Source organism: Paenibacillus marchantiophytorum, assembly GCF_014640555.1.
Classification (GTDB): Bacteria; Bacillota; Bacilli; order Paenibacillales; family NBRC-103111; genus Paenibacillus_E; species Paenibacillus_E marchantiophytorum.
Genome location: NZ_BMHE01000076.1, coordinates 1 through 22,955, shown reverse-complemented (window position 1 = coordinate 22,955; position 22,955 = coordinate 1). Strand labels below are relative to the sequence as shown.

Here is a 22,955-nt window from a genome sequence, read left to right as displayed (position 1 = left end):
CTGTAAATATAAACCTTATTATAAATTTTTTTGAATTTTCTCCTAGTCGGCATGTGCTCCGTAAAGGTGAATCAGCCGCTAAGGAGCACAATGCCTTATCATGTCATATATTTTGCAAAGCTTCTGTCTTATTTCCACAAAAAGCGTAAAAATCCCCATAAAACAGCAAAATAACGTACTGTATGTTCCCTCAACCTCCCGATACTGACACTTTTCGGCTAGAATAGCGCACCGTAGTTCCCTTACGTCCGCGGGAGGCAGCTGGAGCAACTCCGCGTTCACTCCAAAACATATAACTCTTATATTTAAATAACCTAGCCTGCGGCTAGGTCATCTACAATTATGAGCATGAGGATAAACAGGCACGCTAAATGTGCTTACTCCCGCCTGTAAGCTTGCTTTACGTCACTTCAGAGCGCTGCCGCGCCAAATTTTCGACTCTATCTTTCCATACCACTGAATCACCTGATTCATCCATTTAAGTGCCAAAGGCGAACGCTTAAATACGCGGTGGACCACACAAGCCGCAATGGCTCCAATAATTGCTCCCCCAATTACATCAGAAGGATAATGTACCCCTGTCCAAACTCTTGAGAGGGCTATACATCCTGCCAATACAAGCCACAGCCTTCCCGCCTTTCTATGGTGCAGCCAAATCGTCGTGGCTATGACGAACGCCCCAATAGCATGGTCACTGGGGAAGGACGCATTGGCCGGATGCGAAATTAACTGTAGAACATGATGGGAAACAAACGGCCGATCCTCGTAATACACTTTGCTTATTAGGACACTACCCATGAATGCGAGGCAGGCAGATAGAATCGCTTCTGTTACCATCCGCCGATGGGAGCCTTTCTTCATAAACCAATAGATAACAATCCCTAGATAAAATACGTACTCGGCTTGTGAGGCGAACAAACGCATCAAAGGATTTAAGAAAGAAACCTTATCGCCTAACTGATTGATCATTTGAAACAAGTCATAATCCAATTTCGTGAAACTCATCGTCATCATCCTTTTGCTTTACTAAATGCTTCCTGGTCCAAAAGCATTTACAATTACCTTACAAGATGAAGATGAGAGCCAAATGAGAATCCAACAACTATTTATCGCTTCGGGATAGAGGGAGTTTAATCAACACCTTGGTCCCTATGTCTTCTTCACTCTGAATCGTTATTTCTCCGTTGTAGGAAAGCACGATTTGCTTGGCGATGGATAAACCAAGTCCCGTTCCGGGAATCTCACGGTTTCTCGATTTGTCTACACGATAGAATCGGTCAAAGACATAAGGCACATCTTGCTCCGGGATCCCCATCCCGTGATCCTCGATACAGATCAACAGCCCCGTTCTTGTTAGCACAGCTTCCACGACGATTAATTTATCCCCGTTCGTGTATTTAATCGCATTCTCAATAACGATCAGGAGAATTTGTTCAAAGTGCAGTGAATTCATGCCTAAGCGTACATCAGCAACCCCTTCTATCTTTAATTGAAATTCAAAATCCGGATGAAGGACCTTCACTCTTTGCATCGTCTCATGGATGATCGGCGCCGCATGGATCAGATTGTCGCTTGCCATTGCAACTTGTGTTTCTACCTTTGTTAATGTGAGAAGATCTTGAACAATACCTTTGAGTCGTCTTGTTTCTTGTAAGGAAGCTTCCAAAGATTCCTCTAGAATCTCAGGCTTAGACTTCCCCCATCGATCCAGCAGCGACAAATGGCCTTCCAATATCGTTATGGGTGTTCGAAGTTCATGTGAAGCATCTTCCACAAACTGCTTTTGTTGACGAAACGAAATCTCTAATTGATTCATCAACTCGTTAAAAAGCTGAGTTAAGCTGGATAATTCATCTCCGTTCTGAATATTGACAACGCGCTCTGTTAATCCTTTTTCTTTCACATTCCGGATTGCCGTCGCAAGCGCCCTGATCGGATACATGAATTGCCTTGCAATAGCTAAACCGCAAATAGCACTTATGAATATAGCCAGAATACCGCCAATAAGCATAACCAAAAGTAAAGTCCGGCTAAAATGATCGAATGTTTCTAGATTACTTACTAATTCTAATGTTCCCTGAAACGTTGATGTACGGATTGGACTCCTATTCACCAGAAGATGGTCTGACTTAAATGTGATATCAATCACTTCAGCCGTAGTGACGGACTTAGGGGCAACCCACGCTTCATCAAAATGATTGGAAACAGAAACAATCGGGATATCGTTACTTCCGATAACACGTATTAACTGGTGTTTCCCTATCATTTTCTCTATATATAAACGAATCTCAGCCATTTGTAAGGCGTCTAATTGGCTCGTTTTTTCTTGCATGTAAGCTTGAATCTGGATCCTGTTCACTTGCAGCTTATCTTTCTCCTGATTCAACATCCAATGCTTGAGAACCACATATTGCGCGAAGTTATAAGAGGCAAATAGCAGAAATATTAAAGCTGTCGCTCCCAGCATAAGTTTCCATTTGATGGGAAGTTCACGAAACATACGCGTCAATTTATTCATCATCGCATCACATATCCTATGCCGCGCACGGTTTGAATGCAGCCTTCTTCCCCATTACGATCAAGTTTATTCCTTAGATATCTAACATACACGTCCACAACATTCGTCTCTACGACAGAATCATAGCCCCATACGTGATCCAACAACATATCTCGCGTAAGAACGAGATTGTGATTTTTCATAAACATCACCAAGAGATCGAACTCACGTTTGGTTAGCTCGACAATCTCTTTATCTCTATAAACAATGCGAGCATCCATATCGACACGAATATTTTTGAAAGAGAGTACCGTATGCTCCTCACTATCCTCCATCCGCCGAAATATCGCCCTCATCCTCGCCAATAATTCCTCAATAGCAAATGGTTTGGGCATATAGTCATCAGCGCCACTATCAAGTCCGGACACCCGATCAACAATACTGTCTCTTGCAGTCAACATGATAATAGGCGTTTTCTTGGCAGCTCGGATTCGCCGACATACTTCAATCCCATTGAGCACCGGCAGCATAATGTCTAGCAAAATCATATCCCACTGATGCTGAACAGCTAATTCTAATCCCGTTTTGCCATCGTAGGCCGTCTCGACTTCAAAGGATTCGTGCTCCAGCTCTAGTTGAATAAACCGTACGAGATTTTTTTCGTCTTCAATGATTAGTATCCGTTTCATCGATATCTCCTGTAACTTTTTATTATCACTATACCTTTCTATGATGAGAATTCAATGATAGAAGGCCTTGTTCAAAAAATTTTATCTACTAGTGTGACCCTTTGTCGATTTCACTATTCTTCACTCGGTGGAGAAATTCAATTTTTGGCGATGCATCAGAAGCCGAAACGGCCTATGCCAAGTTAAGTGTAGGCGGCGAAAGCAAGTATCCACTCGCTCTTCAGCCATGGGGGGCTTATTATGGAGAAGTCGTAGATAAATTCGGTGTTACGTGGATGATTACCAAACAGTAATCTTCGGAAACGTGTTCGAGGGGCCTGCGGAAAGAACCTTGAGGCAAGCCCCTTTACGAACTCAATAACCTTTATTTGAGCAAAATCGTTCATTTCAAAAATCTAATGAATCCCCGATGCGTTATTTCCTACAAATGAACACCATTTCGCCTATAAATTGCTTGATAACGCTAATACAGCTCGTTAGTTCCCAAAAGGAACCATTTTCGCGGCTATAAGCTTCATCCAGTTCATTACAATGGACAACATCATTTTCACTTACTCTTCTGTGCCAACATGTTCAGCAGAACCGCAACCGCCTCAGCTCTTGTTGCAAAATCACGAGGGGCGAATGCCTTGCCCCCTTTTCCTTGCATGAGACCTGATTGCTTCATATAAGCAATGCTGCCTTTCGCCCATGCTGAAATCCCTGATCATTTCTTATTGACACTGACACTAATGTCATCCTTTATGATGAAATTAGCTTATATATAGAAAGGATGAGAGAACCATGTCCGATTCACAACCAACCCAGCTGTTGGAACAACAACTTTTTTTCGATGTTATTCGAGAGCGCCGCTCAGTCCGAAGCTATGATCCTGCGGTCAAGATTTCACGGGAGGAATTGACCGAAATGTTGCAGCAAGCTACGTTGGCTCCTTCATCCGCCAACATGCAGCCATGGCGTTTTCTTGTTATCGACTCGTCGGAACTACAGCAAAAGCTGCTGCCAATTGCGTTTAACCAGCAGCAAGTCGTCGAAGCTTCGGCGGTTATCGTCATACTCGGGGACTTGGAGAATATCAAATTAGCCAAGAAGATTTATACCCAAGCCGTTGATGCAGGTTTCATGCCTGAGCAGACAGCCAATTCCTTCATAGAACGCTATACAAGCATACACGCAAGTATGCCTCCAGAAACCCTCCGACAGATCGTCTATACCGATTGTGGATTAGTATCCATGCAACTTATGAGCATCGCTCGTGCCAAAGGCTACGATACGGTACCAATGGGCGGCTTCGACAAAGGAAAATTCATCGAAGCTTTCGGAATTCCAGAGCGCTATGCTCCGGTTATGCTCATTGCCATCGGCAAGGCGGCTACCCCTGGGCGCCCTACAACAAGGCTGCCCATTCAGGATGTTACCTTCTTCAATGAAATTCCCGAAGAATAAGAACATGCCAAGACCTTCGCATCCACTTTCATAGTGGAATACGAAGGTCTTATATTTGCATCTTGGGCAGATGCCGCGGCATCTTGCTTTTCGTTTAGCGATTCACCAAACGTCTAGTACATACTTAATACCTGATAACTATGCGGTTCGATCGCTTCCTCGCATGTTGGGTGGAATGGATTAGAGGTTATCTGAACGTATAAGCCTATGATTTAAGCCCCTTCAAGAGCAATCCCAGCCTGTCTAGGTTTTGTTCATTAGCTTCTTCACAAATGGGTTTGAGCTTTGTATAGTCTTCCTCTGTCTCGAAAGTCTGCCGGAAAGTAATCTCCGTCTTACCGCCAACGTCCTCAAAGGTAGCAGTTAGAATAAAATGAGGTCTGACCTCGTGCCGCAGTACTATACGGTCTGGCCCAATTTCATGAAAAACGTTTCGGTTCGGATAGTCTGCTCCACCAGGTCCATGCATCGTAAATTCCCAGGCTCCTCCGGGCTTTAAGTCGAACGTATGGAATGTATTGGTAAAACCATCAGGTCCCCACCACTGGGCAAGCAGTTCCGGGTCCGTCCAAGACCGGTAGACCAAACTCCGCGGAGCATCCAGCTTTCGACGAGACACGAGTTCAAAGCTGGATGCGTTGCTTTCCCCAAGTGATTTCCCGAGAAGGTCCAGCATTTCTTTCGTTCCGTGCTCACGTTGTTCCGGTGTATCCAGGCCGTCGAGAAACGCTCCTTGTTCGGTAAACACCAGCTTAGTGCCATCGATCGTTGGGATCAATTCAATGGTTGCAATGGAAACCGACATCCGAGTATCCCCTTGGTCCAGGCTGTACGTGTACACTAGCCGTTCATTGGGCACGATTTCCTGATAATAAGCATCAAAGGTAAAAACAGGTCCTCCAGCAGGGCCACCCTGACTAAATTCTCGCCCTCCAACTTGGAAGTCAAACACCTCGGCAGGCTGAAACCAACGCGCTTTGGCGCTCTGGTTCGACCATGCCGTAAATACGCGTTCCGGAGCGGCACGGTAAATGCGCTCAATTTGGAATGTAGTATGGGTCGTATATCGTTGTTTCATAATGTTGCCCCTTCCTTCTCTTAGAGAACTCACAAATTATCGTTCAGAAAATCACCAAGCAGATCGAAACGATGTTCCCAGCTCAAGCGGCGTTCAATGATATGCTTTTCGTGGCTTACCTTCATCGTTTCCAGTAATGAAACAAAGGCATCAATTGAAAGCGGTTCCTGCTTGTTCATTCGCTCGGCAACACGTTCGAGCTCTGCGAGAAGTTTCTGCTGGGTTTTTAGATTTTTTCGGACCCGTTCAATCTGAATATCCACGATGTCAGAGGGGGTCAAGTTATGTTCTTTCCGTATCGACTGAATTTCTTCAAGCGATAAGCCCAAGTCTTTGAGAGATATGATTTGGTGCAGCTGCTTGATGTCGGCTTCGTTATACAAGCGATGACCGGAATCGGAATGCCCTGACGGAGTAAATAAGCCAATCTGATCGTAAAACCGCAGGGTGCGAACTGTCAGTCCAGTCAATTTGGCAAGCTCCCCCACCTTCCAATGCTGCTGCATATCCCGCTCCTTTCTTTGGCGCTAGCTGCTTACCGGTGTCTTTAGTATAGAACATGACGTTACGTAAGGTGCAAGAGGTTATTACTCATTATGATAAGGCTCGTCTTTGACTCCGTAACGCGCAAGCACTTTCTTAACGTCTTCGCTGCCCGACGCTTGGTTGGGCAAGGGGGCGCCGGCTTGAATAAGGAGCTCCGCCACCGCTGGATAATCCCCCGCCGCATCTCGAAAGTGAACGGCTCCCCACATACAGCTGCTCAATGCATTGCCGCCGTACCCGTGGGTTAGTTGAGCAGATGCGCCGTGTGCAAGCAGCAACCGTACCGCTTCTTCGGTTCCTCGCATAGCCGCGTTATGAAGCGCTGTAAAACTCTTGTGATCGCGGCGGGAATCCGCAGGGAACCCGGCTTCAAGCATCGTGCGAACAGCTTGAACCTCATTGTTCCATGCGGCATCGGCAATTATGCTTAAATCCTCGGACGAGAGTGTCTGTACCAGATTCGAAGCCTGTTCAAGCACAGTTTGCACGGCCGCCGAATCGGCCTGCATACAGGCAAGCAGCAGACGCTCATTTGAAGGGCTATGCTTCGCGATCAGATCAACAATCTCGGGATCATTGCGACGCGACGCAAGATAGAACGGTCGCGTATTTGAGCCTATTTTGTACGTATAGATATGCCCCCCGCTCGAATCGCCAGACGTGAAGCTGCCGCGCCCGACTTGAGCTTGAAGGCACTCAGGAGCGGAACGAATGAAAGAACGTACCCGTTCCACATCTCCGATATGGATCGCCATGAAAATATCCGCTGCCGCGCCACGCTCAATGAGAAACTTGCATTTAGCCGTGTTATCGATCGCCCACTGAGCCGGCGTGCTTCCATGATCTATATCGCGCATGTCGATATCTGCGCCGTGAGCGAGCAGGAAATCTATGATTTCATATTCCGTGGCATAATGAAGCGGAACCTGTCCATCGGGTCCACGCTGATTGACGACGGCGGGATTCATCTCGACCATGTCTTTCACCGTATCCAACATGCCGAGCGCTGCGGCCGCGTGTATATCGACGGGAGCTCCTCGTTCGATCAAATATCGAGAAAGGTCATGATGATCATGATGCAAAACCCCGAATCCTCCGGCCCACCAACTGCTTTTTGCCTGTAAATCAGCGCCGTGCGCAAGCAATATGTCCACAGCTTCGCGGTTCCCCTTTGCCGCTACAGCGACGATTGCAGGCGTATCGAAAGCGAACCACGGCTCGTTAATTTGCTTGGCAAGGAAGGGATGCTCGTTCAGGCATCGGCTCATAGCGACCGTATCATTGCTCATGATCGCCTGTTTGAACTGTTCGACAATCTTCTGCTCGTTCATGCTTTTAGCCTCCAGGCAACCATCTTTTTGTTTCTCCATCACTATTTATCAATCAAAATAAAACCATTCATTACACATAAATCTTTATCACTCTTCAGGTGGTTGTATACGGCTTCTTGCAGACTGCTTTGTCTAGGCAGTTTCTCTAAATCTGGATTCGTGGTTCTGAATACAAAGAACAAAAATGACGAGTTTCTCACAACACCGCTTACGAGCTTGAACATGGAGCTGAATTTATTTATGTTGCTGTCAGCACCCAAGATTTCCTTGAAATGCGGCGTAAGAAGCCATGAGTCGCAAACGAAAGCCTTGTAGTTGTATTCTTTGAAATACGTTTTATAGAACACCAAGGCTTGCTCAAGGGATTCCCTGCATCTTTCCGAGTCTAACGGCTCATACCCAGGTATATGCACATCCAATACATAATCATTTTCACCCAAAACAAGATCGTACTCGTCCAAGGCAAGGGTTACATTTTTCTTAATCATAATCCCATTCTCAAGCATGCAATTCGACATAATAGCCTTATCCGTTTCTCGCAATACAGCCGAAAAGTTGCTTCTATTCCGATCCGTGCCAGCGAGAGTGGTAGTAAACCCTTCCTCATCGAACTCCACCTGATCATGCGGAATTATGACCCTTTCACTAGTCTCTTTATTCCTATAGACTCTTGCCTTCAAATAATTTTTCTTATAAATAAATTGCAATCGGCCCACTCTGAAAATTTCATTTTTAAAATGGAGCTTCAACCAACGAAGTTCTTCAAATCCATCTTTCTGATGTCTGTCTTTGTATCCTCGAATCCATAAATTCACGTCGCTGAAGGTGTGCAGCAGGATCTCCTTGGGCAATTTGTGTTTCTCATAAAATGTTAGAACGTCATCGAATTTCTCCAACAGCACAAGGAGTGGGAAAAAGTTCGCGCTTTGCAAATGATTAGCTACATTTTCTTTGAGATCCTCGGATAAATCATATTGGTTCTCTACAAAAATTTGATTGCGTGCGATTTCCAATTGCTCTCTCAAAAAATCTGAGGACTGAATCTCATCGAAACATTGTAGAATTAATTCCAAGTTATACTCATCAATTTGCAAATATTCGTTGATTTTATTGATATACGATCGATCCATCGGTAATTCCTCCTAATTATTATGCTCATGGTGAACGCTGCGCTAACCTGTCCGTTAGATTCTAATTATTATTTGCAAACGGATTCGGCAAGAAGGGCACCAATCCGTTCTATTCCTCTCGCAATATCATCCTCGTTTACGTTGGTTGCGTTTAGCTTAACTATATTATTCCTCTCGAAATTCTTCAAATAATTCCGGTCCAAAGACTCAAGTAGGATTGATTCTTTCTTTAATTTTGCAATAAGCTGCGCAGCAGAAATCGCTTTATCCAGCAAAATATGCGTATGTATGAACGGAATTTTCGAGCGCTCATACATGAAGGCACCGCCGCTGCGGGCAGCCTCCTTCGTAAGCGCAGCATCGAGCAGCTTCGCCCTAGCTGCATATCTGCTGCGGATTTTGGCAAGATGGCGGTCGAACATGCCGCTGCGCAAATAGATTTCAAGAGCGGCCTGTGACAGCATGGAGCTGTCGATATCGTCTTGCTTCTTGTACAGCCGAAACGTTTCGGTGAGTAGCACTGGGATGACCGCAATGCCGATGCGCAGGCCTGGGAAAATAATTTTGGAATAGCTTTTCAAATAAATGACATGCGACGAATCATCATGCGCAAATAACGGATCAGCCTTGCTGTCCTGCTCGAAATCGGCAAGGTAATCATCCTCAACGATATATACATCGTATTTGGCGGCAAGCCTAGCAAGCCGCTTCTTTTCTTGGCTCGTATAGGAGCAGCCCAGCGGATTGTGGAAACGCGGCATCGTATAAAAAAACTTAATATCCTCTGTACGAAAGATGTTCTCCAGCCTGTCAAAATCAATGCCCGCAAAGCTGCGCTCGATGCCCATGACCGGCACGCGGCGCGTTTCCAAATATTCAATTAACAGATGATAGCCAGGCTGTTCGATCAGCACCGTCATCTTGCCATTTGGGAAGGGCATAGCTGCAAGCAGCGACAACGCCTGCTGAACCCCAGATACAACAAAAATATTCCGTTCCTCCGTAAACACCTGATATCCCATTAATTGCTTGCGTACGATATCAATCAGGGAGGCCATTCCTTTGGCAGTGCCGTAAACAAATAAATCCTTCTGGTACGTGTCGATGGCTTTGTTAATGCAATGCTGAAAATCCAAATAAGGAAACACATTGGGATCAGGAGCGGCCTCCGAAAAGTTCAGAATCGGTGACGCTTGACCTTGGGAAGAATTTGTCCCTTTGACTACATAATAGCCGCTCTTGGGCATCGCATATATGAGATGGCGCTTCTCCAGCTCATCCAATGCTTTAATGATCGTACTCTTGCTGCAGCCGTACTGCTCCGAAAGCGTACGGATCGATGGAAGCTTCTGTCCATCCTTATACGGCTCCTTCAGAATCAGTTCCTCCAGCTCATTCATGAGCTTTAAATACATGTACATCGGGTAAACTCCTTGCTTAGAATCTGTAACGGTACAGATAGCCATTTTCTCTATTGTAGCATGCATGGCTGAGAGTTACGATATACCTAACAAAAACAGTTACTAGGAGGAACGTTATGACATCAGCACAAATGGACTCCAAAACAAAGCGCTTCGCCTACTCAGCCATCATTGTTTACTCCATCATTGTAGGACTCTCTTTTCTTTTTGGAAAATTAGCTTTAACGGTTGCAACGCCGCTTGATAGCCTCGCTCACCGCTTTACCGTCTCCCTTATCGCTGCGACCATTCCTGTTCTATTGGGATGGATTAAGCTTCAGATTAAAATTCGGGATGTGCTGGCAATTCTCCCGCTTGCCGTCTTATATCCGTCGATGTTCTTTGCTTTCCAAGCATTTGGTTTGCAATTCACGACCTCCGCGGAGGCAGGCATTATCCACGCGACAGTGCCGATCTTCACGATGCTTGCGGCAGCTTATTTCCTGAAGGAACGTACGACGAGGTTGCAGCAGCTTGCGACGCTTCTCTCCGTCGCAGGCGTCGTATTCATCTTTGTCATGAAAGGTACGACGATTAATCTAACGAATATGAAAGGCACGCTGCTCATTCTCTTGTCAGCCCTCTCATTAGCTGGATACAGCGTGCTTGCAAGAAAGCTTGCACTGCGCATCAAGGTGATTGCCATGACCTATGTGATGACGGTGATTGGCTTCCTTGTCTTCAACCTGATGGCGGTAGGCCAGCACTTGGCAGAAGGCACGCTATCCCTCTATTTCAAGCCGTTTGCAAGCCCGGTGTTCCTGTTGGCAATCCTCTATTTGGGCGTACTCTCCTCACTCATATCCAGCTTGCTCAGCAATTACGCTTTATCCAAGTTGGAGGCATCTAAGGTGAGCGTGTTCAATCATCTTGCCACATTGGTTTCAATTGTTGGGGGCTCCGTTTTCTTGAATGAGCACCTAGCGTACTACCACATAATTGGCGCAGGTGTCATCATCGCGGGAGTTCTGGGCGCGAATGCGGGGACATGGAGAAGGAGGAAGGCGGCGCTTCCTCCCCAGTTATCTGATCAAATGATAAATAAGAATGGATAGGAGTCACCTTATCTAAATCTCTGTCACAACCACCGCAGCATGGTTGCGATAAGGATCGATGCGTGTTGGAACTAACCTGCCCGTTAAATAGTAAAAAAAGGACCCACAGCAACGGGCTGAGGGTCTAAGTATTAATTAGTGTCAAATGAAAATAAGATTTCAATCTCGTTACATTTATTTAACTCTTGTTTCTCGTTAGCTTTTTCGCCAATTCAATAACTGATTGGATGAATGGTGCTTTCTGTTGGGTATATGTCGTTCTATCTTCTAAATATAGGGAAGCAAGATGCTTCTTAAGTTGCGCATACTCTACTAGTTTCTCCGGATGAGATCTGAGGTAATTGCGGAATAAAAGGTTATTGTTCCATTCGTCACTGCTTAGTTCATAAACGTGAAGGTGATGTGTTCCCTTTCTCCATTCTCCTTTACGAAAAAACCTACGATTAGGAAAATCTACTTTTGGAACATATTCATAGCCAAGCTTTCTCAAAGGTTCTATAAACAAGTCTGCTTCATCAAGATAGTTCACCCCAACAGCAATATCCAATATTAGTTTGGAGGGCAACCCAACTATTGAAGTACTTCCTATATCTCAGGTTCATCTCCAACTAGAGTTATCATTCGCTCCTCCTAGACCTTTTCCTTTATCCAAGAACGTAACTTATCAGCATAGAAAGAGCGTTTCATCTGGATCGGACTGAGAACCCTTTGATATCCTCTATGCTTGAAGCGTAATAAATAGCCGAATTGGACAAAACTGTGAAAAGCCGTCCCAAAGGACGGCTTTTCACATCACTTATTACCGTCTGCAAAATCGTGGATGAAGCTTACTCCGTACACTTACTTTGCTTCGTTCATAAATAATCTAACGTTTTCAGCGATCTCTTTGAATTTAGTATGGTGTAAATAATGTGATCCATCCAGGGTGATTACTTTTCCATGTACCGAGTCTTTGATCTGCCCTTCATGCAAAGGTATCCATCCTGTTACCCCTTCATTATTCGCTTGTACAAAGAGAAGAAGTGGAAGGTCTTTAGGGAATGTTAAATCGTGAGCCCCTTTAAAATTAGAAGAAATATGGCCCATCTCATTCAAGGCCGTGTCATTATTCATGTTTTTATACGAAATCATTTTCATTTGCTCTACGGTTTTATCGTCAAATGCTAATGAAGCATAGGGGTCAGCACCTAATTTCATCATCATTCTTAAGAGACCCGATTTTTTTAGAAGTTCTAACTTTTTGATTGGTAATTTGACATCCATACCTGGTTGTGTTGGAACACTGCTGTCGATTCCGACAAATGCAGTCACCTCTTTTGGATATTTGCTCACATAATCAATTCCGTAAATGCCTGCAATGGAATGGCCCATGAGCATGTATCGGTTAATATTAAGCTGCTGCAGCGCTTCATGAACTTCACCTACGATATTTTCCGTGGTTCGTTCTTTTTCAGTTCCATCACTTAATCCATAACCGAAAGGCTCAACCGCTACAACTTTGTAGATTGGAGATAATTGATCGATAAGCAGCTTAAAATCAAGCGCTGGCGTAGCCGTTCCAAAACCAGGCAGGAGCACGATCGTTTCCTCGCCTTTGCCTTGAATTAACACATTCATATTTTTCCCGTCTACAGATACGTGCTGACCGTAGGGCTCTATTTTTCCTTGCTCCGATTTCGTGGCGAACACATTCACGATAAATACAATAGCTAGAAACAGCACGATGGCTATGGCTATAACTCCTAAGGTTTTGAGTAAAATGCGCAGCGGCTTACGCATTTTATTTTTCATTACCTCTTCTTTTGGTTTCATGTTCATCTTCTCCTGTCCCTCATCTCTTTATTGGGCTGCCCTTGAATAAGGAGCCGTTAAGAGAAGCTTATACGACGAAGATGTACTCCCTATGACGACAATATGAACGGAATATGAACTGGCAAAAATTTAATCTATTGGCGTAGTGATTGGCAAGGTGACAATGAAGGTCGTACCTTGACCTAGTTCACTTTCCACTCGGATGTCACCTTGATGCAGCGATACGATTTGTTTAACAATGGCAAGGCCCATACCGCTCCCCTCATATTTGCGACTGTGGGAACGATCGGCCTTGAAAAAACGCTCGAATATACGTTTCTGATCTTCGAGGGGAATACCGATGCCCGAGTCGGATATTCGGACGGTCACGTTTTTGATATCTTGGAGGATACTGACGTTAATCACGCCGCCATCCTTGGAAAATTTGATGCTATTGGCGAGGATGTTCGTCCATACCTGATTTAACTGGTCATGATCAGCCGTTACTTTAACGGTCTGTAAATTAAGCTCAAAATGAATGTTGCGGGCAGACCATTGCGGCTGGAGCGCCACGATGACCCGTCGGATCTTTTCATCAAGGCTGAGCGTGGCTAGACGGAGTTGCTGTGACTGCGATTCAAGCAAACTCAGCTTGAGCAGGCTATCACTCATTTTGGACATCCGCTTCGCTTCCGCAATGATAATATCCAGATAACGGCTTCGTTCCTGGTCTGAGAGGTTGACTTGCTTAAGTGCTTGAGCATAACCGGATATCGAGGTGAGCGGTGATTGTACTTCGTGCGACACGTTCGATACGAAGTCCCTGCGCATCTGCTCAAGTTGCTGCAGATCATGCATCATGCCTTCGAAGCTGCGAGCCAATGTACCCAGCTCACTCGTTTGCTTGATATTCAGCTTGACGTTGAAATCTCCAGCTGCAATACGCTTGGTCGCTTTTGTCAGCTTGTTGATTGGTCTGACCAGGAATACAGAGGCAACGAGAATCAATAAGCTTCCTGCAATCAACGAACAGATTGCAAAGATCAATCCCCACTTGGCGACAAAAGAGGCAGAAGGAGGGGCGAGCGTTTCCAAGAACATCGCTTTCGTTCCCATTTCCGTTTTCAACGGCAACCCTAAGAGGACTGAAGCAATACCGTTCGGCGTTTCTTGAACAACGCCTCCATCAATGACTTTCTTTAGCTGCTCCATCGTCACCATAACAGATTTGTGTCCGTTAAGTTTACCGTAAGATTGGAACTGACCCGTTGCCTCGTAAATGCGAATATAATAGGAATCGAGCTGCTTCATTTCACTTACGAACGCGTCCGCTTCACGTAACGGAAGCGTCTTGTAAATCCGGACGACGTCTTGACCAAAGTTACGTAAGTTAATTTGCGCGTTCACGTTCAATTTTTCTTCGAATATCCAAGTAGACACATAAAAAGCAATGACCGTGCCCGCGATGACGGAGACTAGAAATGTCAGGACAACTCGAATATATAACGATTTAATCATTCGTAAACCTCAAGCCGGTACCCAAGCCCACGCACCGTTTCAATCCGAAAATCGGCTGTAGTTGCGAACCGTTCACGCAGGCGTTTAATATGTACATCCACGGTTCGATCATCCCCGGCGTAGTCAATACCCCAAATTTGATCGATCAACTGCTCGCGCGTATAGACTTGTCCGGGTGTACCAGCCAGCTTATACAGTAACTCGAACTCCTTGAGCGGCAGCGTGATCGACTGCGTCCCTCTCATCACCTTATACGTCTGTCGATCAAGCGTGACGTTGCCGAACTGGATCGTCTGCGATGAGCCAATCTTGTATCGTTTCAACAATGCCCGAACACGAACCGTAAGCTCCAACGGGTCGAATGGCTTCGTCAAATAATCATCCGTCCCAAGATCGAACCCTTTCACTTTCTCCCATGTCTCGCCTCTCGCAGTCAGCATAAGTAACGGAAGATCAGGATTCGCTCTCCGGAGTTCCTTACATAACGTCCAGCCATCCATAATCGGCATCATAATATCGAGCACAACAAGATCGACATGCGTTGAGGCGTAGACGGCCAACGCTTCTTTGCCGTCCGCGGCTTCGGCCGTTGCGAATCCGTCATTGCGTAGAAATAAACAGACGAGTTCGCGAATGTTCGCATCGTCGTCAGCAACTAGTATCGTAGGCATCTGTTCCCTCTTTTCGCTGTATTCCATCCCATATTGAAGTAATCATTATACTATAAATGGATTTGATTTACCCCTATTCTTCCTATCATCACCTTCACATTGGCACTTACCTTTTTGTAAGTACCTGTACTAAAAGTGCATACTTATTGCACTCAAGCAATATCACTAAACTGCCCGATACTTAAATAAAAGAAAAGAGGAGTTGCTGTAAAGCGAACTCCTCCACTATGTTCTCTATTGACTAAACTATCCTAATCCTGCTGCAACTTGTTCCGCAGAATATACAGCATAATGGCACCAACAAGGAATGCGACGGCATCCGCAATGACGAGCGACCAGACTATGCCGTGGAAGCCGTTCATTCGATTGGCGATATTGAGCACAGGAATCAGAGTAATTCCTTGAATAACTGACATAATAAACGCGGCGGTTCCTTGCGCTGTTGCTTGGAAGATCCTTGTAAACAACATGTCTATTCCTGAAATGAACAAGGATAAGAACGTCACATGTAGAATGTAGCTGCCCAAATCACCTTAGGAAATTGCAATAAACGCGATGAAATTCCAAATGCCGCTATAATACCCTCCTGCGCACTAAATACAAAAAAAACGGCGCTCCAAGCACCCCCATTACAATCCCTACCGGCAACTCCATCGGTGCAAATATGATTCGAGCCACGGTGTCCGATATTGTAAGTACACCCACACTTAATAATACACATGCTGGAAGCAACCAACGATAATCGCTGCCGATAAGCAAGCGAGCAGAATGAGGCACTATCATGCCTACAAAACCGAGCAATCCTACTACACTGACTGTGCTGGCTGCAAGTAGTGTAGCGATTGCTGTAAAGTATAAGCGGTGTGACTCTACACGTAGACCTAATCCCTTCGCTTGCTCTTCCCCAAGCGCCATAATATTCAATCGTTGGCTCCCGATTACTGCAAGTAAGGTTCCAATTAGCGTATATGGAAGAAGGATATAAACATGCGGCCAGCTTCTTGCTGAAAGCCCTCCAACCATAAAAATCAGCGCTCCCCCTACTCGATCACTATATAAAGTAAGTAAAGCTGAAATTCCTGCGTTCAACAGAGCAGACACAGCTACACCTGCAAGAATGACCCTGAGTGGACTTACTCCGCCGCGCCAAGCCATAAGATAAATAAGTAAAGCAGCTCCAATGGCACCAACAAATGTAATGGGTGTAAGTAAAAGAAGTGCTCCTGATAGCAAAAGACTAATACCGACTAATGCGGCAACAATTGTTCTCGGCAGCCTGATATTCCAAATAATATCGTGATAAGTGCTCTGTCCACCGAACAACGAATATAATACATCCGGTATAGTAATATTTACTGCCCCACATATTAGACTTAAACCAATCCCCAACAAAGCGAAGAGTGCAAGAATGACAAGCACACTCGTACGCCAATTTACACTTTTTTGACCATGTATCATTTCGCTGTACTTCCATAAATATCCGGATAAACTAGTTTAGCTAGATAGGATAAGGATTGATCGAAGTTAAATCCAGGATTAGTCACAAATAGCGATGATGGGAGAAAATAAATTTTATTTTCTTTAACCGCTCTCAAAGTCTTCCAGGCAGGATTACTCTCTATTTCTGATTTGAGTTTCTCTTTACCGTAGTCTTCTGTGCCGTGCACGATGAAGAATAGAAAGTCCGGATCCAATTCAACAAGCTTTTGCAGGCTATAAGGTGCAGAACTTGGCATCCTACCTGTTGGGAGGGATTCAGCAACATTGTTCAGCTTCAAACGATTAGCAACGTCCAGTGAAATCGTCGAATTCTTCTGTACACTAATCCCCATTGGCATGATGGTGATCATCGCAAACTTGGGGCTTTGTTGGGGGAGTTTGATTAAAATCGTTTGCATTTTTTTCTCCGTTTGATCAAGCGCAGCCTTAGTCTCATCTTCTTTCCCCGCTATTTTTCCAAGTTAACTTGGTTTACTGCACCGACCTGTGTGACATCTTTGGCCATTTCAGTAATAGGAATGCCAGTTGCAGTCGCCAATCCAACAGCGGTGCCTCCCACCTGTTAGAACAACTCCTGAACTTCTGTGTTTAACAAAATAACGCATTGCGGTTTGTCCTTAAAAGTTACTTCTTGTTTCGTACTGTCTTTAAAAGTAATAAAATCTCGATTCGGTGGAGCCATACTATAAGTAGGCTTCGACGAGGAACACCCCATAATTACTGTTGATAACACGAATGTACTTGCCATGATTAACCCTAAACGCTTCAATAACATACACTCCTTTAAGTTTCATATGCCATTGATCATAAAGCAATATTTAGGGTAAGTGATGACTCCAAAGTGTTATTTAACCAGGGATTATTTGAAGGATTCTTGCCAATTGGTTTTATTTATCGATCATTCTGCGCAGCCATCCCTGCTCAAATACATATCGGGTAAGCTGCACCCGGTTGTCCATTTGCAATTTCTGCATGATGTTCTTCAGATGATTTTTCACCGTATATTCGGAGATACCCAATCCCTCCGAAATTAACCGGTTAGATCTTCCACTTGCGACCCATTCCAGTATTTCTCGTTCACGTCCGGTAATAAGCGCGTTAGGTGCCTCCTGTTTTTCCTTCGGTGTGAATTCTTGTAATAATCGTAAAGCGAGCTCTCTGGACATAGGGGCTTCGTCTACGGCAATTGCCTTTAAATATTCATGCCAGGAATTCGGGCTCAAATTTTTGAGCAGATAGCCTTGTGCCCCTTTCTTCAGAGCTTCAAACAAATGCGTGATATCATCGGATACGGTGACCATGACAATCTTCACATAGGGGAATTTATCCTTAATTTGCTTCGTCGCTTCTAAACCATCCATTTGCGGCATGTTAATGTCCATCAGAATGATATCGGGCATCCATTGTTCTGTAAGCCTAATCGCCTCTGCACCATTTCTTCCCTCAGCCACGATTTCAAATGAAGTATCCATTCTTAAAATGCTTTGGATCCCTTCCCTAGCATGAGGATGATCGTCTACAATTAAAACCCGAAAAGGCTGAGACATACGTATTCCTACTTCCTTTGTTGAAGGTACTATATACCTAACTATACTCAATATCTCAAAATTCAAAATGACTCGAAAGAGCTATAAGGCGTTTTAATTTCGCCAGGATGCCTTTTGCAGTCTGCTCGCATTGGCTACGACGGATACAGAGCTTAGCGCCATAGCGGTTCCAGCGATCCAGGGTGTCATCAAACCCATGAACGCAAGCGGGATCGCCAAGACATTGTACATGAGCGCGAACAGTAAATTTTGGCGAATATTTCGCATCGTCTTACGGCTCATCACCATGGCATCCGCAACGCCGCCCAAGTCGCTATGCAGCAAATTGACATCTGCTGCGTCCTTGGCGATCTCTGAACCTGTACCTACAGCAATGCCAATATCTGCGGCTGCTAAGGCAGGGGCATCATTCACGCCATCGCCCACCATCGCGACACGCCGACCTTTCTGCTGCAGCATTCTTACCAAATGAACCTTGTCCTGAGGCTGCATTTCCGCATAAATGGCTGTTATACCAGCCTTATCAGCAATTGCATTGGCTGTTTTGCGGTGATCACCGGTTACCATGGCGACGACGATCCCCATTTTTTTCAACCGTCGTATAGCTTGGGGTGTAGAAGATTTTAATGTATCCATGAGCGCGATAACACCTGCAGGCACACCATCCACCGCGGCAAATAGGATCGTCTTGCCTTGCCTCTCTAACTGTTCTGCTACTTGCGAAAACTTCTGTGTAGAAATCTCGGTCTGGCTCATAAAAGCCCTGGAACCGATATGAATCTCATGTTTATCTACTCGCGCCGTCACACCTAGACCTGTTAGTGCTTGAGAAGAGGACGTCTCTTTAACCTGAAATCCGCGCCGAGCGGCCTCCTTCATAATCGCTTTCGCATAAGGATGTTCGATTCCATTCTCAGCGGCAGCAAGCATCCTTAGTAGGCGATGCTCCTGGCCCGAATCCGTGATGATGTCTGTCACTCGGGGTGTCCCATGAGTAAGTGTTCCTGTTTTATCCATTAAAATGATATCGATCTGCTGCAACTGTTCCACATACTTGCCTTCTTTAAATAAAATACCCGACTCCAGAGCCCGGCTTGTACCCACCAGAATCGAAGTTGGCGTCGCCAACCCCAGAGCGCAAGGGCACGCGATAACAAGTACGGCTATTGCTTTGAATAGTGCCCCTTTGAAATCCCCCGGAGTAAGCCACAGGGACCACATGCACAATGTCAGCAAAGCAAGCATCAGAACTGCAGGTACGAACACAGCAGCTATTCGATCTACATATCGCCCAATTTCAGTCTTCGAGGCCTGTGCGTCCTCCATCAAACGGATCATCTTGCCTAACGCAGTTTGAGGTCCAAGAGCAGTCACTTGCATCGTAATCGTTTCGTCTCTATTGACAGATCCGCCTATCAAGCGATCGTATTGCCGTTTCTCCACAGGCACCGACTCCCCGGTAATGAATGCTTCATCAACATTTGACCGGCCCCGAATAACTCGCCCATCCGCAGGTACGACTTCACCGGTAAGAATGAGAAGCGAATCCCCGATGCAGACGTCTTTTATCGAGATGGTTTCTGTTTGCTTTTCATTTCTGATGACTGTTACTGTTTGTGGACTTAGGCGGCGCAGTTGATGAACTGTTTTCATACTTCTTTCTTTTGCGGAGGCCTCCAGCCACTTACCCAGCAGCACCACGGTAATAATCATGGCGCTTGTCTCATAATAGACCGCATGCGGGTCAGCTCCCCCAGAACGCAGCATATGCATGGTCATGTAATGACTATATAAGTAAGCGCAAGTCGTACTAAGGACGATAAGAACATCCATATTTGCACTTTTGCTTTTTACAGCCTTCCATGCGTTAAAGTAAAATGGAGCCCCGATAACGAATTGAACCGGCGTAGCAAGCAGCAACTGAAACCATGGTTCCAGAAATAAATCAGGAATCCATATCCCCGATGTTATCGTATAATGACGAACCATTGCCCACAAAAGAGGAAGTGTTAATAAGGCTGAGATCACTAATTTTGTTCCTAGACCAACTATCGATTGCCGAGAATCACTCGCTTCTTCAAAGCTTCTAGCTGAGTATCCCAGTTGCTCCATACGTTCAATAATTTTCCCTTTCAGCTCTGTACTTGCGTCCAGTACTAAAGCCGCGCGTCCCAACGGTAAATTGACAGCAATCTCATGAACACCTGCCATCTTGCCAATCACTTTCTCAATACGCGCAGAGCAGGCTGCACATGTCATGCCTTCTATTTCTAGGTTTATTTTTTGAAACGTTACTTGTTCATTCAACCTCTGCACCTCCGATATCCGTCTCGACACTTACTTGCAACTATATGGAGTGTGATCCAAAATCATGCTAGACTCGGCGAAACTTTTCTATCGAGGTTAGTCAAATAAAAAAGCGAGATAAACGTTAAGCTGCGCAACATAAGAAAAGATCGTTTCATACCGGAAAAGGTTGAAACGATCTTTTTTATATACGCGATTTATTACCAACCACTATAATTTACGCTTCTAACTGAGAAGCAGAAATACCAACAGGAAGACTTTCTTCGGCATCCAACAATTGATATAGAAGCAACATAGAAACCGCTAACACAACATCCATGAAAACGATTGAGAGTGTCGGATAATCCGAAATCACCATAACACCCAGCATCGCTCCCATCATGCCTCCCATCAAACCTGCTAACATGCCATCCAAAGAAGCAAGTAAATGCAATGACCTTCCGGATACATAACCAACAATCATGCCAAAGGTGACACCAATAACAGTTGAAAGGAATAATTTCTCCAACACGATACCAGCTATTGTGCCAACAACCAGGCTGGAAACCATAGCAATCGTCATAGCCGCCATCATGCCTGTCATTTTAGTTAGAACCGTTTTCTTAGCGCGTAAGTGGAGAATGAGAACAACAACTACAAGCAGGACGAAAATGAGAGAAGCAATACTTGTATTCATCGTTAACGCGGAAGGCCCCATTGGGATCTCCGTTACTGAGTGCTCCCCGTGTTCATGCGCAGCTGCAGGTGAATTCCGTGCAAATGCAAATATGATCATGAATACACCACATATTTTTGAATATATCCCTTGCGTTACTCTTCTCAATAGACTTCACCTCTTTACAATGAATTAACCAAGCAGCTGCTTTAAGGCCGGTACCCTACGAATAACTAATGCATCCAAAGTAAGAACGATTAACAATGAAATACCAACTAGAGGAAAAATGATGCCTAACCCAATGGTTACTACGGCAACCCATTTGACCATTTTAAAATCTTTTGGTAATGCTGGAGCCCCTACTCTCTTCTCTGGTTTTCTCAACCACCACATGATAACGCCGCTAACAGCTACTAAAATAATACCAAGGCAAACCAATAAACAAAGGATCTGATTGACTACTCCAAAATATTCGCCTTGATGCAGTGCGATACCAATCGTTATAACTTTCGCCATGAGGCTGAAATCCTTAAATCGCTGATCCGCTAATACTTTTCCGCTATATTGATCAATATGCAGGGTCGTTTGTTTCTTCGGATCTGCTGTTGTTGAATAGATTGTGTATACGCCTTTCTCATTTGCGGGTAGGGCAATTTGGTAGCCTGGGGCCAGTTCATTACTTTTACCAATAGCCATCACTTGCTCAATGGAAATGGAACCACCTGAACTTGCAGTAGAATTAGGTATCGGAAGTTGCTCAGCCGCCCAGGGAACTCCTTTAACAACATCTTTGGTCGGTACAATCGACTCTGGTTTTTGCGGATCAAAAGAGAAAAATCCCTGCGGGTATGTAGCTGTTTTGTTTATATAAGTTCCTAAAACGCCTGACCATGGTAAGCCAGTTAAAATCAACGCTGCAATGAATAGAGATAACCAAAATGCGGTCACAGCGTGCATATCACGCCAGAACATCCGCTTTCCTTTATCCATACGTGGCAGTATAATGCCGTAGATAGATTTCTTACCTCTTGGCCACCATAAATAGATGCCTGTGATTAAAAGGATCATCGCCCAGCAAGCAGATAATTCAATGATGCGATCTCCCGTTTTTCCAATCATCAGTTTCCCATGAAATTCTCTTATCAACTGCATCAGTTTTGTGTTTGAATTAATGTCTCCAAGTACTTTCCCGTCATAAGGATTAATATATACGAGCAAGGATTGCCCCTTATGACTTATTTCTAATTCCGAAGAGCGGTTTGGTTCGTAGGACGGTTTTACTTTTTTCAGGCTGGCCTCGGGGTAGGCTTCTTTCATTTTTTGAATTTGATCTTGTACAGACAACTGTTGTTGTCCCTGTTGGACGTAATAATAATCCTTGTACAATACATTCTCAATTTGCGGCTTAAATAAATAAATGCCCCCCGTCACAGCCAATATAACCAAAAAAGGAGCAAAGATCATGCCAGCATAAAAATGCCATCTCCATATGGCTGCATATAAACTCTTGGTCCTCGCTGTTTGTTGCCCTCCATTTGCCATTTCAACACTCATACTCATGAATTCATGACTCTCCCTTTCCAATCGAACTCAGACTAACTGTCTAAAGGTAACTACTTAGGTATCAGTTAGTTGAAAATAAATTGCCCCCGAAATGCACGGAAAAGAGAGTCGAAAATTGGGCGAGCTTGTTTTTGTAGAGTGGAGATCACACTGCGGATTCTTAGGAATAAC

The 22,955-nt window shown here is 44.8% G+C and carries 22 protein-coding genes and 1 pseudogene; 3 read left to right on the top strand and 20 right to left on the bottom strand.

What is annotated here, in order from left to right:
• Nucleotides 1-405: 405 nt before the first annotated feature.
• From IEY34_RS34240 to IEY34_RS34230, 3 genes are all read right to left on the bottom strand, one after another.
• Nucleotides 406-1,005, bottom strand: a complete 600-nt coding sequence (locus IEY34_RS34240; RefSeq protein WP_189020489.1) for an undecaprenyl-diphosphatase — start codon at nt 1,003-1,005, stop codon at nt 406-408.
• Between the two features lie 97 nt (nt 1,006-1,102).
• Nucleotides 1,103-2,521 (bottom strand): HAMP domain-containing sensor histidine kinase, encoded by a 1,419-nt coding sequence (locus IEY34_RS34235; RefSeq protein WP_189020487.1) that lies wholly within the window; start codon nt 2,519-2,521, stop codon nt 1,103-1,105.
• A complete protein-coding gene (locus IEY34_RS34230) occupies nt 2,518-3,186 on the bottom strand; it encodes a response regulator transcription factor (protein WP_189020485.1) in 669 nt (222 codons plus the stop codon). The genes IEY34_RS34235 and IEY34_RS34230 overlap by 4 nt, the downstream gene beginning before the upstream one ends.
• 101 nt (nt 3,187-3,287) lie before the next feature.
• On the opposite strand from IEY34_RS34230, the gene IEY34_RS34225 reads away from it, so the two are divergent.
• Nucleotides 3,288-3,479, top strand: coding sequence for a VOC family protein (locus tag IEY34_RS34225; protein ID WP_373291390.1), 192 nt, complete (start codon nt 3,288-3,290; stop codon nt 3,477-3,479).
• 254 nt (nt 3,480-3,733) lie between these two features.
• Here IEY34_RS34225 and IEY34_RS37990 read toward each other — a convergent pair whose 3' ends face one another.
• Nucleotides 3,734-3,886 carry an S-layer homology domain-containing protein gene (locus IEY34_RS37990; protein WP_373291392.1) on the bottom strand — a complete coding sequence of 51 codons (153 nt, stop codon included), beginning with the start codon at nt 3,884-3,886 and terminating at the stop codon, nt 3,734-3,736.
• 83 nt (nt 3,887-3,969) lie between these two features.
• On the opposite strand from IEY34_RS37990, the gene IEY34_RS34215 reads away from it, so the two are divergent.
• Nucleotides 3,970-4,632 carry a nitroreductase family protein gene (locus IEY34_RS34215; RefSeq protein ID WP_189020481.1) on the top strand — a complete coding sequence of 221 codons (663 nt, stop codon included), beginning with the start codon at nt 3,970-3,972 and terminating at the stop codon, nt 4,630-4,632.
• A gap of 205 nt (nt 4,633-4,837) precedes the next feature.
• On the opposite strand, the gene IEY34_RS37630 is transcribed toward IEY34_RS34215, so the two are convergent.
• The 5 genes from IEY34_RS37630 to IEY34_RS34190 form a co-directional block, all read right to left on the bottom strand.
• A complete protein-coding gene (locus IEY34_RS37630; protein WP_189020479.1) occupies nt 4,838-5,710 on the bottom strand; it encodes an SRPBCC family protein in 873 nt (290 codons plus the stop codon).
• Nucleotides 5,711-5,739: 29 nt separating this feature from the next.
• Nucleotides 5,740-6,216 carry a MerR family transcriptional regulator gene (locus IEY34_RS34205; RefSeq protein WP_189020477.1) on the bottom strand — a complete coding sequence of 159 codons (477 nt, stop codon included), beginning with the start codon at nt 6,214-6,216 and terminating at the stop codon, nt 5,740-5,742.
• Between the two features lie 81 nt (nt 6,217-6,297).
• Nucleotides 6,298-7,587, bottom strand: coding sequence for an ankyrin repeat domain-containing protein (locus tag IEY34_RS34200; RefSeq protein WP_189020476.1), 1,290 nt, complete (start codon nt 7,585-7,587; stop codon nt 6,298-6,300).
• 41 nt (nt 7,588-7,628) lie between these two features.
• Nucleotides 7,629-8,717: an acyltransferase domain-containing protein gene (locus IEY34_RS34195; protein WP_189020474.1), complete on the bottom strand. Its 1,089-nt coding sequence runs from the start codon at nt 8,715-8,717 to the stop codon at nt 7,629-7,631.
• Nucleotides 8,718-8,785: 68 nt separating this feature from the next.
• The gene (locus tag IEY34_RS34190; protein WP_189020472.1) at nt 8,786-10,138 is read right to left on the bottom strand and encodes an aminotransferase-like domain-containing protein; all 1,353 of its coding nucleotides are present in this window, start codon (nt 10,136-10,138) and stop codon (nt 8,786-8,788) included.
• 116 nt (nt 10,139-10,254) lie between these two features.
• Here IEY34_RS34190 and IEY34_RS34185 point away from each other — a divergent pair, with 116 nt between their 5' ends.
• Nucleotides 10,255-11,232, top strand: coding sequence for a DMT family transporter (locus IEY34_RS34185; RefSeq protein WP_229757992.1), 978 nt, complete (start codon nt 10,255-10,257; stop codon nt 11,230-11,232).
• Between the two features lie 178 nt (nt 11,233-11,410).
• Here the strand turns inward: IEY34_RS34185 and IEY34_RS34180 are convergent, their stop codons facing one another.
• From IEY34_RS34180 to IEY34_RS34130, 11 genes and pseudogenes are all read right to left on the bottom strand, one after another.
• Nucleotides 11,411-11,821: a GrpB family protein gene (locus IEY34_RS34180; RefSeq protein WP_373291391.1), complete on the bottom strand. Its 411-nt coding sequence runs from the start codon at nt 11,819-11,821 to the stop codon at nt 11,411-11,413.
• A gap of 251 nt (nt 11,822-12,072) precedes the next feature.
• Entirely contained in the window at nt 12,073-13,044 is a 972-nt protein-coding gene (locus tag IEY34_RS34175) for an alpha/beta fold hydrolase (protein ID WP_373291389.1), read from the bottom strand.
• Nucleotides 13,045-13,173: 129 nt separating this feature from the next.
• Nucleotides 13,174-14,541, bottom strand: a complete 1,368-nt coding sequence (locus tag IEY34_RS34170; RefSeq protein ID WP_189020468.1) for a sensor histidine kinase — start codon at nt 14,539-14,541, stop codon at nt 13,174-13,176.
• Nucleotides 14,538-15,212: a response regulator transcription factor gene (locus IEY34_RS34165; RefSeq protein ID WP_189020466.1), complete on the bottom strand. Its 675-nt coding sequence runs from the start codon at nt 15,210-15,212 to the stop codon at nt 14,538-14,540. The genes IEY34_RS34170 and IEY34_RS34165 overlap by 4 nt, the downstream gene beginning before the upstream one ends.
• A gap of 251 nt (nt 15,213-15,463) precedes the next feature.
• Nucleotides 15,464-15,739: pseudogene (locus tag IEY34_RS34160) on the bottom strand (MATE family efflux transporter); the annotation flags it as partial.
• A gap of 46 nt (nt 15,740-15,785) precedes the next feature.
• Entirely contained in the window at nt 15,786-16,670 is an 885-nt protein-coding gene (locus tag IEY34_RS34155) for a FecCD family ABC transporter permease (RefSeq protein ID WP_189020464.1), read from the bottom strand.
• The gene (locus IEY34_RS34150; protein ID WP_189020492.1) at nt 16,667-17,164 is read right to left on the bottom strand and encodes an ABC transporter substrate-binding protein; all 498 of its coding nucleotides are present in this window, start codon (nt 17,162-17,164) and stop codon (nt 16,667-16,669) included. The genes IEY34_RS34155 and IEY34_RS34150 overlap by 4 nt, the downstream gene beginning before the upstream one ends.
• 435 nt (nt 17,165-17,599) lie before the next feature.
• Nucleotides 17,600-18,259 (bottom strand): response regulator, encoded by a 660-nt coding sequence (locus IEY34_RS34145; protein WP_189020462.1) that lies wholly within the window; start codon nt 18,257-18,259, stop codon nt 17,600-17,602.
• Nucleotides 18,260-18,352: 93 nt separating this feature from the next.
• On the bottom strand, nt 18,353-20,566 hold the full coding sequence (locus IEY34_RS34140; RefSeq protein ID WP_229757989.1) for a heavy metal translocating P-type ATPase: 2,214 nt from the start codon (nt 20,564-20,566) through the stop codon (nt 18,353-18,355).
• Between the two features lie 217 nt (nt 20,567-20,783).
• Nucleotides 20,784-21,341 (bottom strand): hypothetical protein, encoded by a 558-nt coding sequence (locus tag IEY34_RS34135; RefSeq protein ID WP_189020461.1) that lies wholly within the window; start codon nt 21,339-21,341, stop codon nt 20,784-20,786.
• 72 nt (nt 21,342-21,413) lie between these two features.
• Complete coding sequence (locus IEY34_RS34130; RefSeq protein WP_189020459.1) at nt 21,414-22,781, bottom strand: PepSY-associated TM helix domain-containing protein; 1,368 nt, start codon at nt 22,779-22,781, stop codon at nt 21,414-21,416.
• Between the last annotated feature and the right edge of the window lie 174 nt (nt 22,782-22,955).

Coding starts and splice junctions, on each gene's coding strand:
- IEY34_RS34240 (WP_189020489.1), bottom strand. CDS start 1,005: ATGAGTTTCACGAAATTGGATTATGACTTGTTTCAAATGATCAATCAG.
- IEY34_RS34235 (WP_189020487.1), bottom strand. CDS start 2,521: ATGATGAATAAATTGACGCGTATGTTTCGTGAACTTCCCATCAAATGG.
- IEY34_RS34230 (WP_189020485.1), bottom strand. CDS start 3,186: ATGAAACGGATACTAATCATTGAAGACGAAAAAAATCTCGTACGGTTT.
- IEY34_RS34215 (WP_189020481.1), top strand. CDS start 3,970: ATGTCCGATTCACAACCAACCCAGCTGTTGGAACAACAACTTTTTTTC.
- IEY34_RS37630 (WP_189020479.1), bottom strand. CDS start 5,710: ATGAAACAACGATATACGACCCATACTACATTCCAAATTGAGCGCATT.
- IEY34_RS34205 (WP_189020477.1), bottom strand. CDS start 6,216: ATGCAGCAGCATTGGAAGGTGGGGGAGCTTGCCAAATTGACTGGACTG.
- IEY34_RS34200 (WP_189020476.1), bottom strand. CDS start 7,587: ATGAACGAGCAGAAGATTGTCGAACAGTTCAAACAGGCGATCATGAGC.
- IEY34_RS34195 (WP_189020474.1), bottom strand. CDS start 8,717: ATGGATCGATCGTATATCAATAAAATCAACGAATATTTGCAAATTGAT.
- IEY34_RS34190 (WP_189020472.1), bottom strand. CDS start 10,138: ATGTACATGTATTTAAAGCTCATGAATGAGCTGGAGGAACTGATTCTG.
- IEY34_RS34185 (WP_229757992.1), top strand. CDS start 10,255: ATGACATCAGCACAAATGGACTCCAAAACAAAGCGCTTCGCCTACTCA.
- IEY34_RS34175 (WP_373291389.1), bottom strand. CDS start 13,044: ATGAAACCAAAAGAAGAGGTAATGAAAAATAAAATGCGTAAGCCGCTG.
- IEY34_RS34170 (WP_189020468.1), bottom strand. CDS start 14,541: ATGATTAAATCGTTATATATTCGAGTTGTCCTGACATTTCTAGTCTCC.
- IEY34_RS34165 (WP_189020466.1), bottom strand. CDS start 15,212: ATGCCTACGATACTAGTTGCTGACGACGATGCGAACATTCGCGAACTC.
- IEY34_RS34155 (WP_189020464.1), bottom strand. CDS start 16,670: ATGATACATGGTCAAAAAAGTGTAAATTGGCGTACGAGTGTGCTTGTC.
- IEY34_RS34145 (WP_189020462.1), bottom strand. CDS start 18,259: ATGTCTCAGCCTTTTCGGGTTTTAATTGTAGACGATCATCCTCATGCT.
- IEY34_RS34135 (WP_189020461.1), bottom strand. CDS start 21,341: ATGATCATATTTGCATTTGCACGGAATTCACCTGCAGCTGCGCATGAA.
- IEY34_RS34130 (WP_189020459.1), bottom strand. CDS start 22,781: ATGAGTATGAGTGTTGAAATGGCAAATGGAGGGCAACAAACAGCGAGG.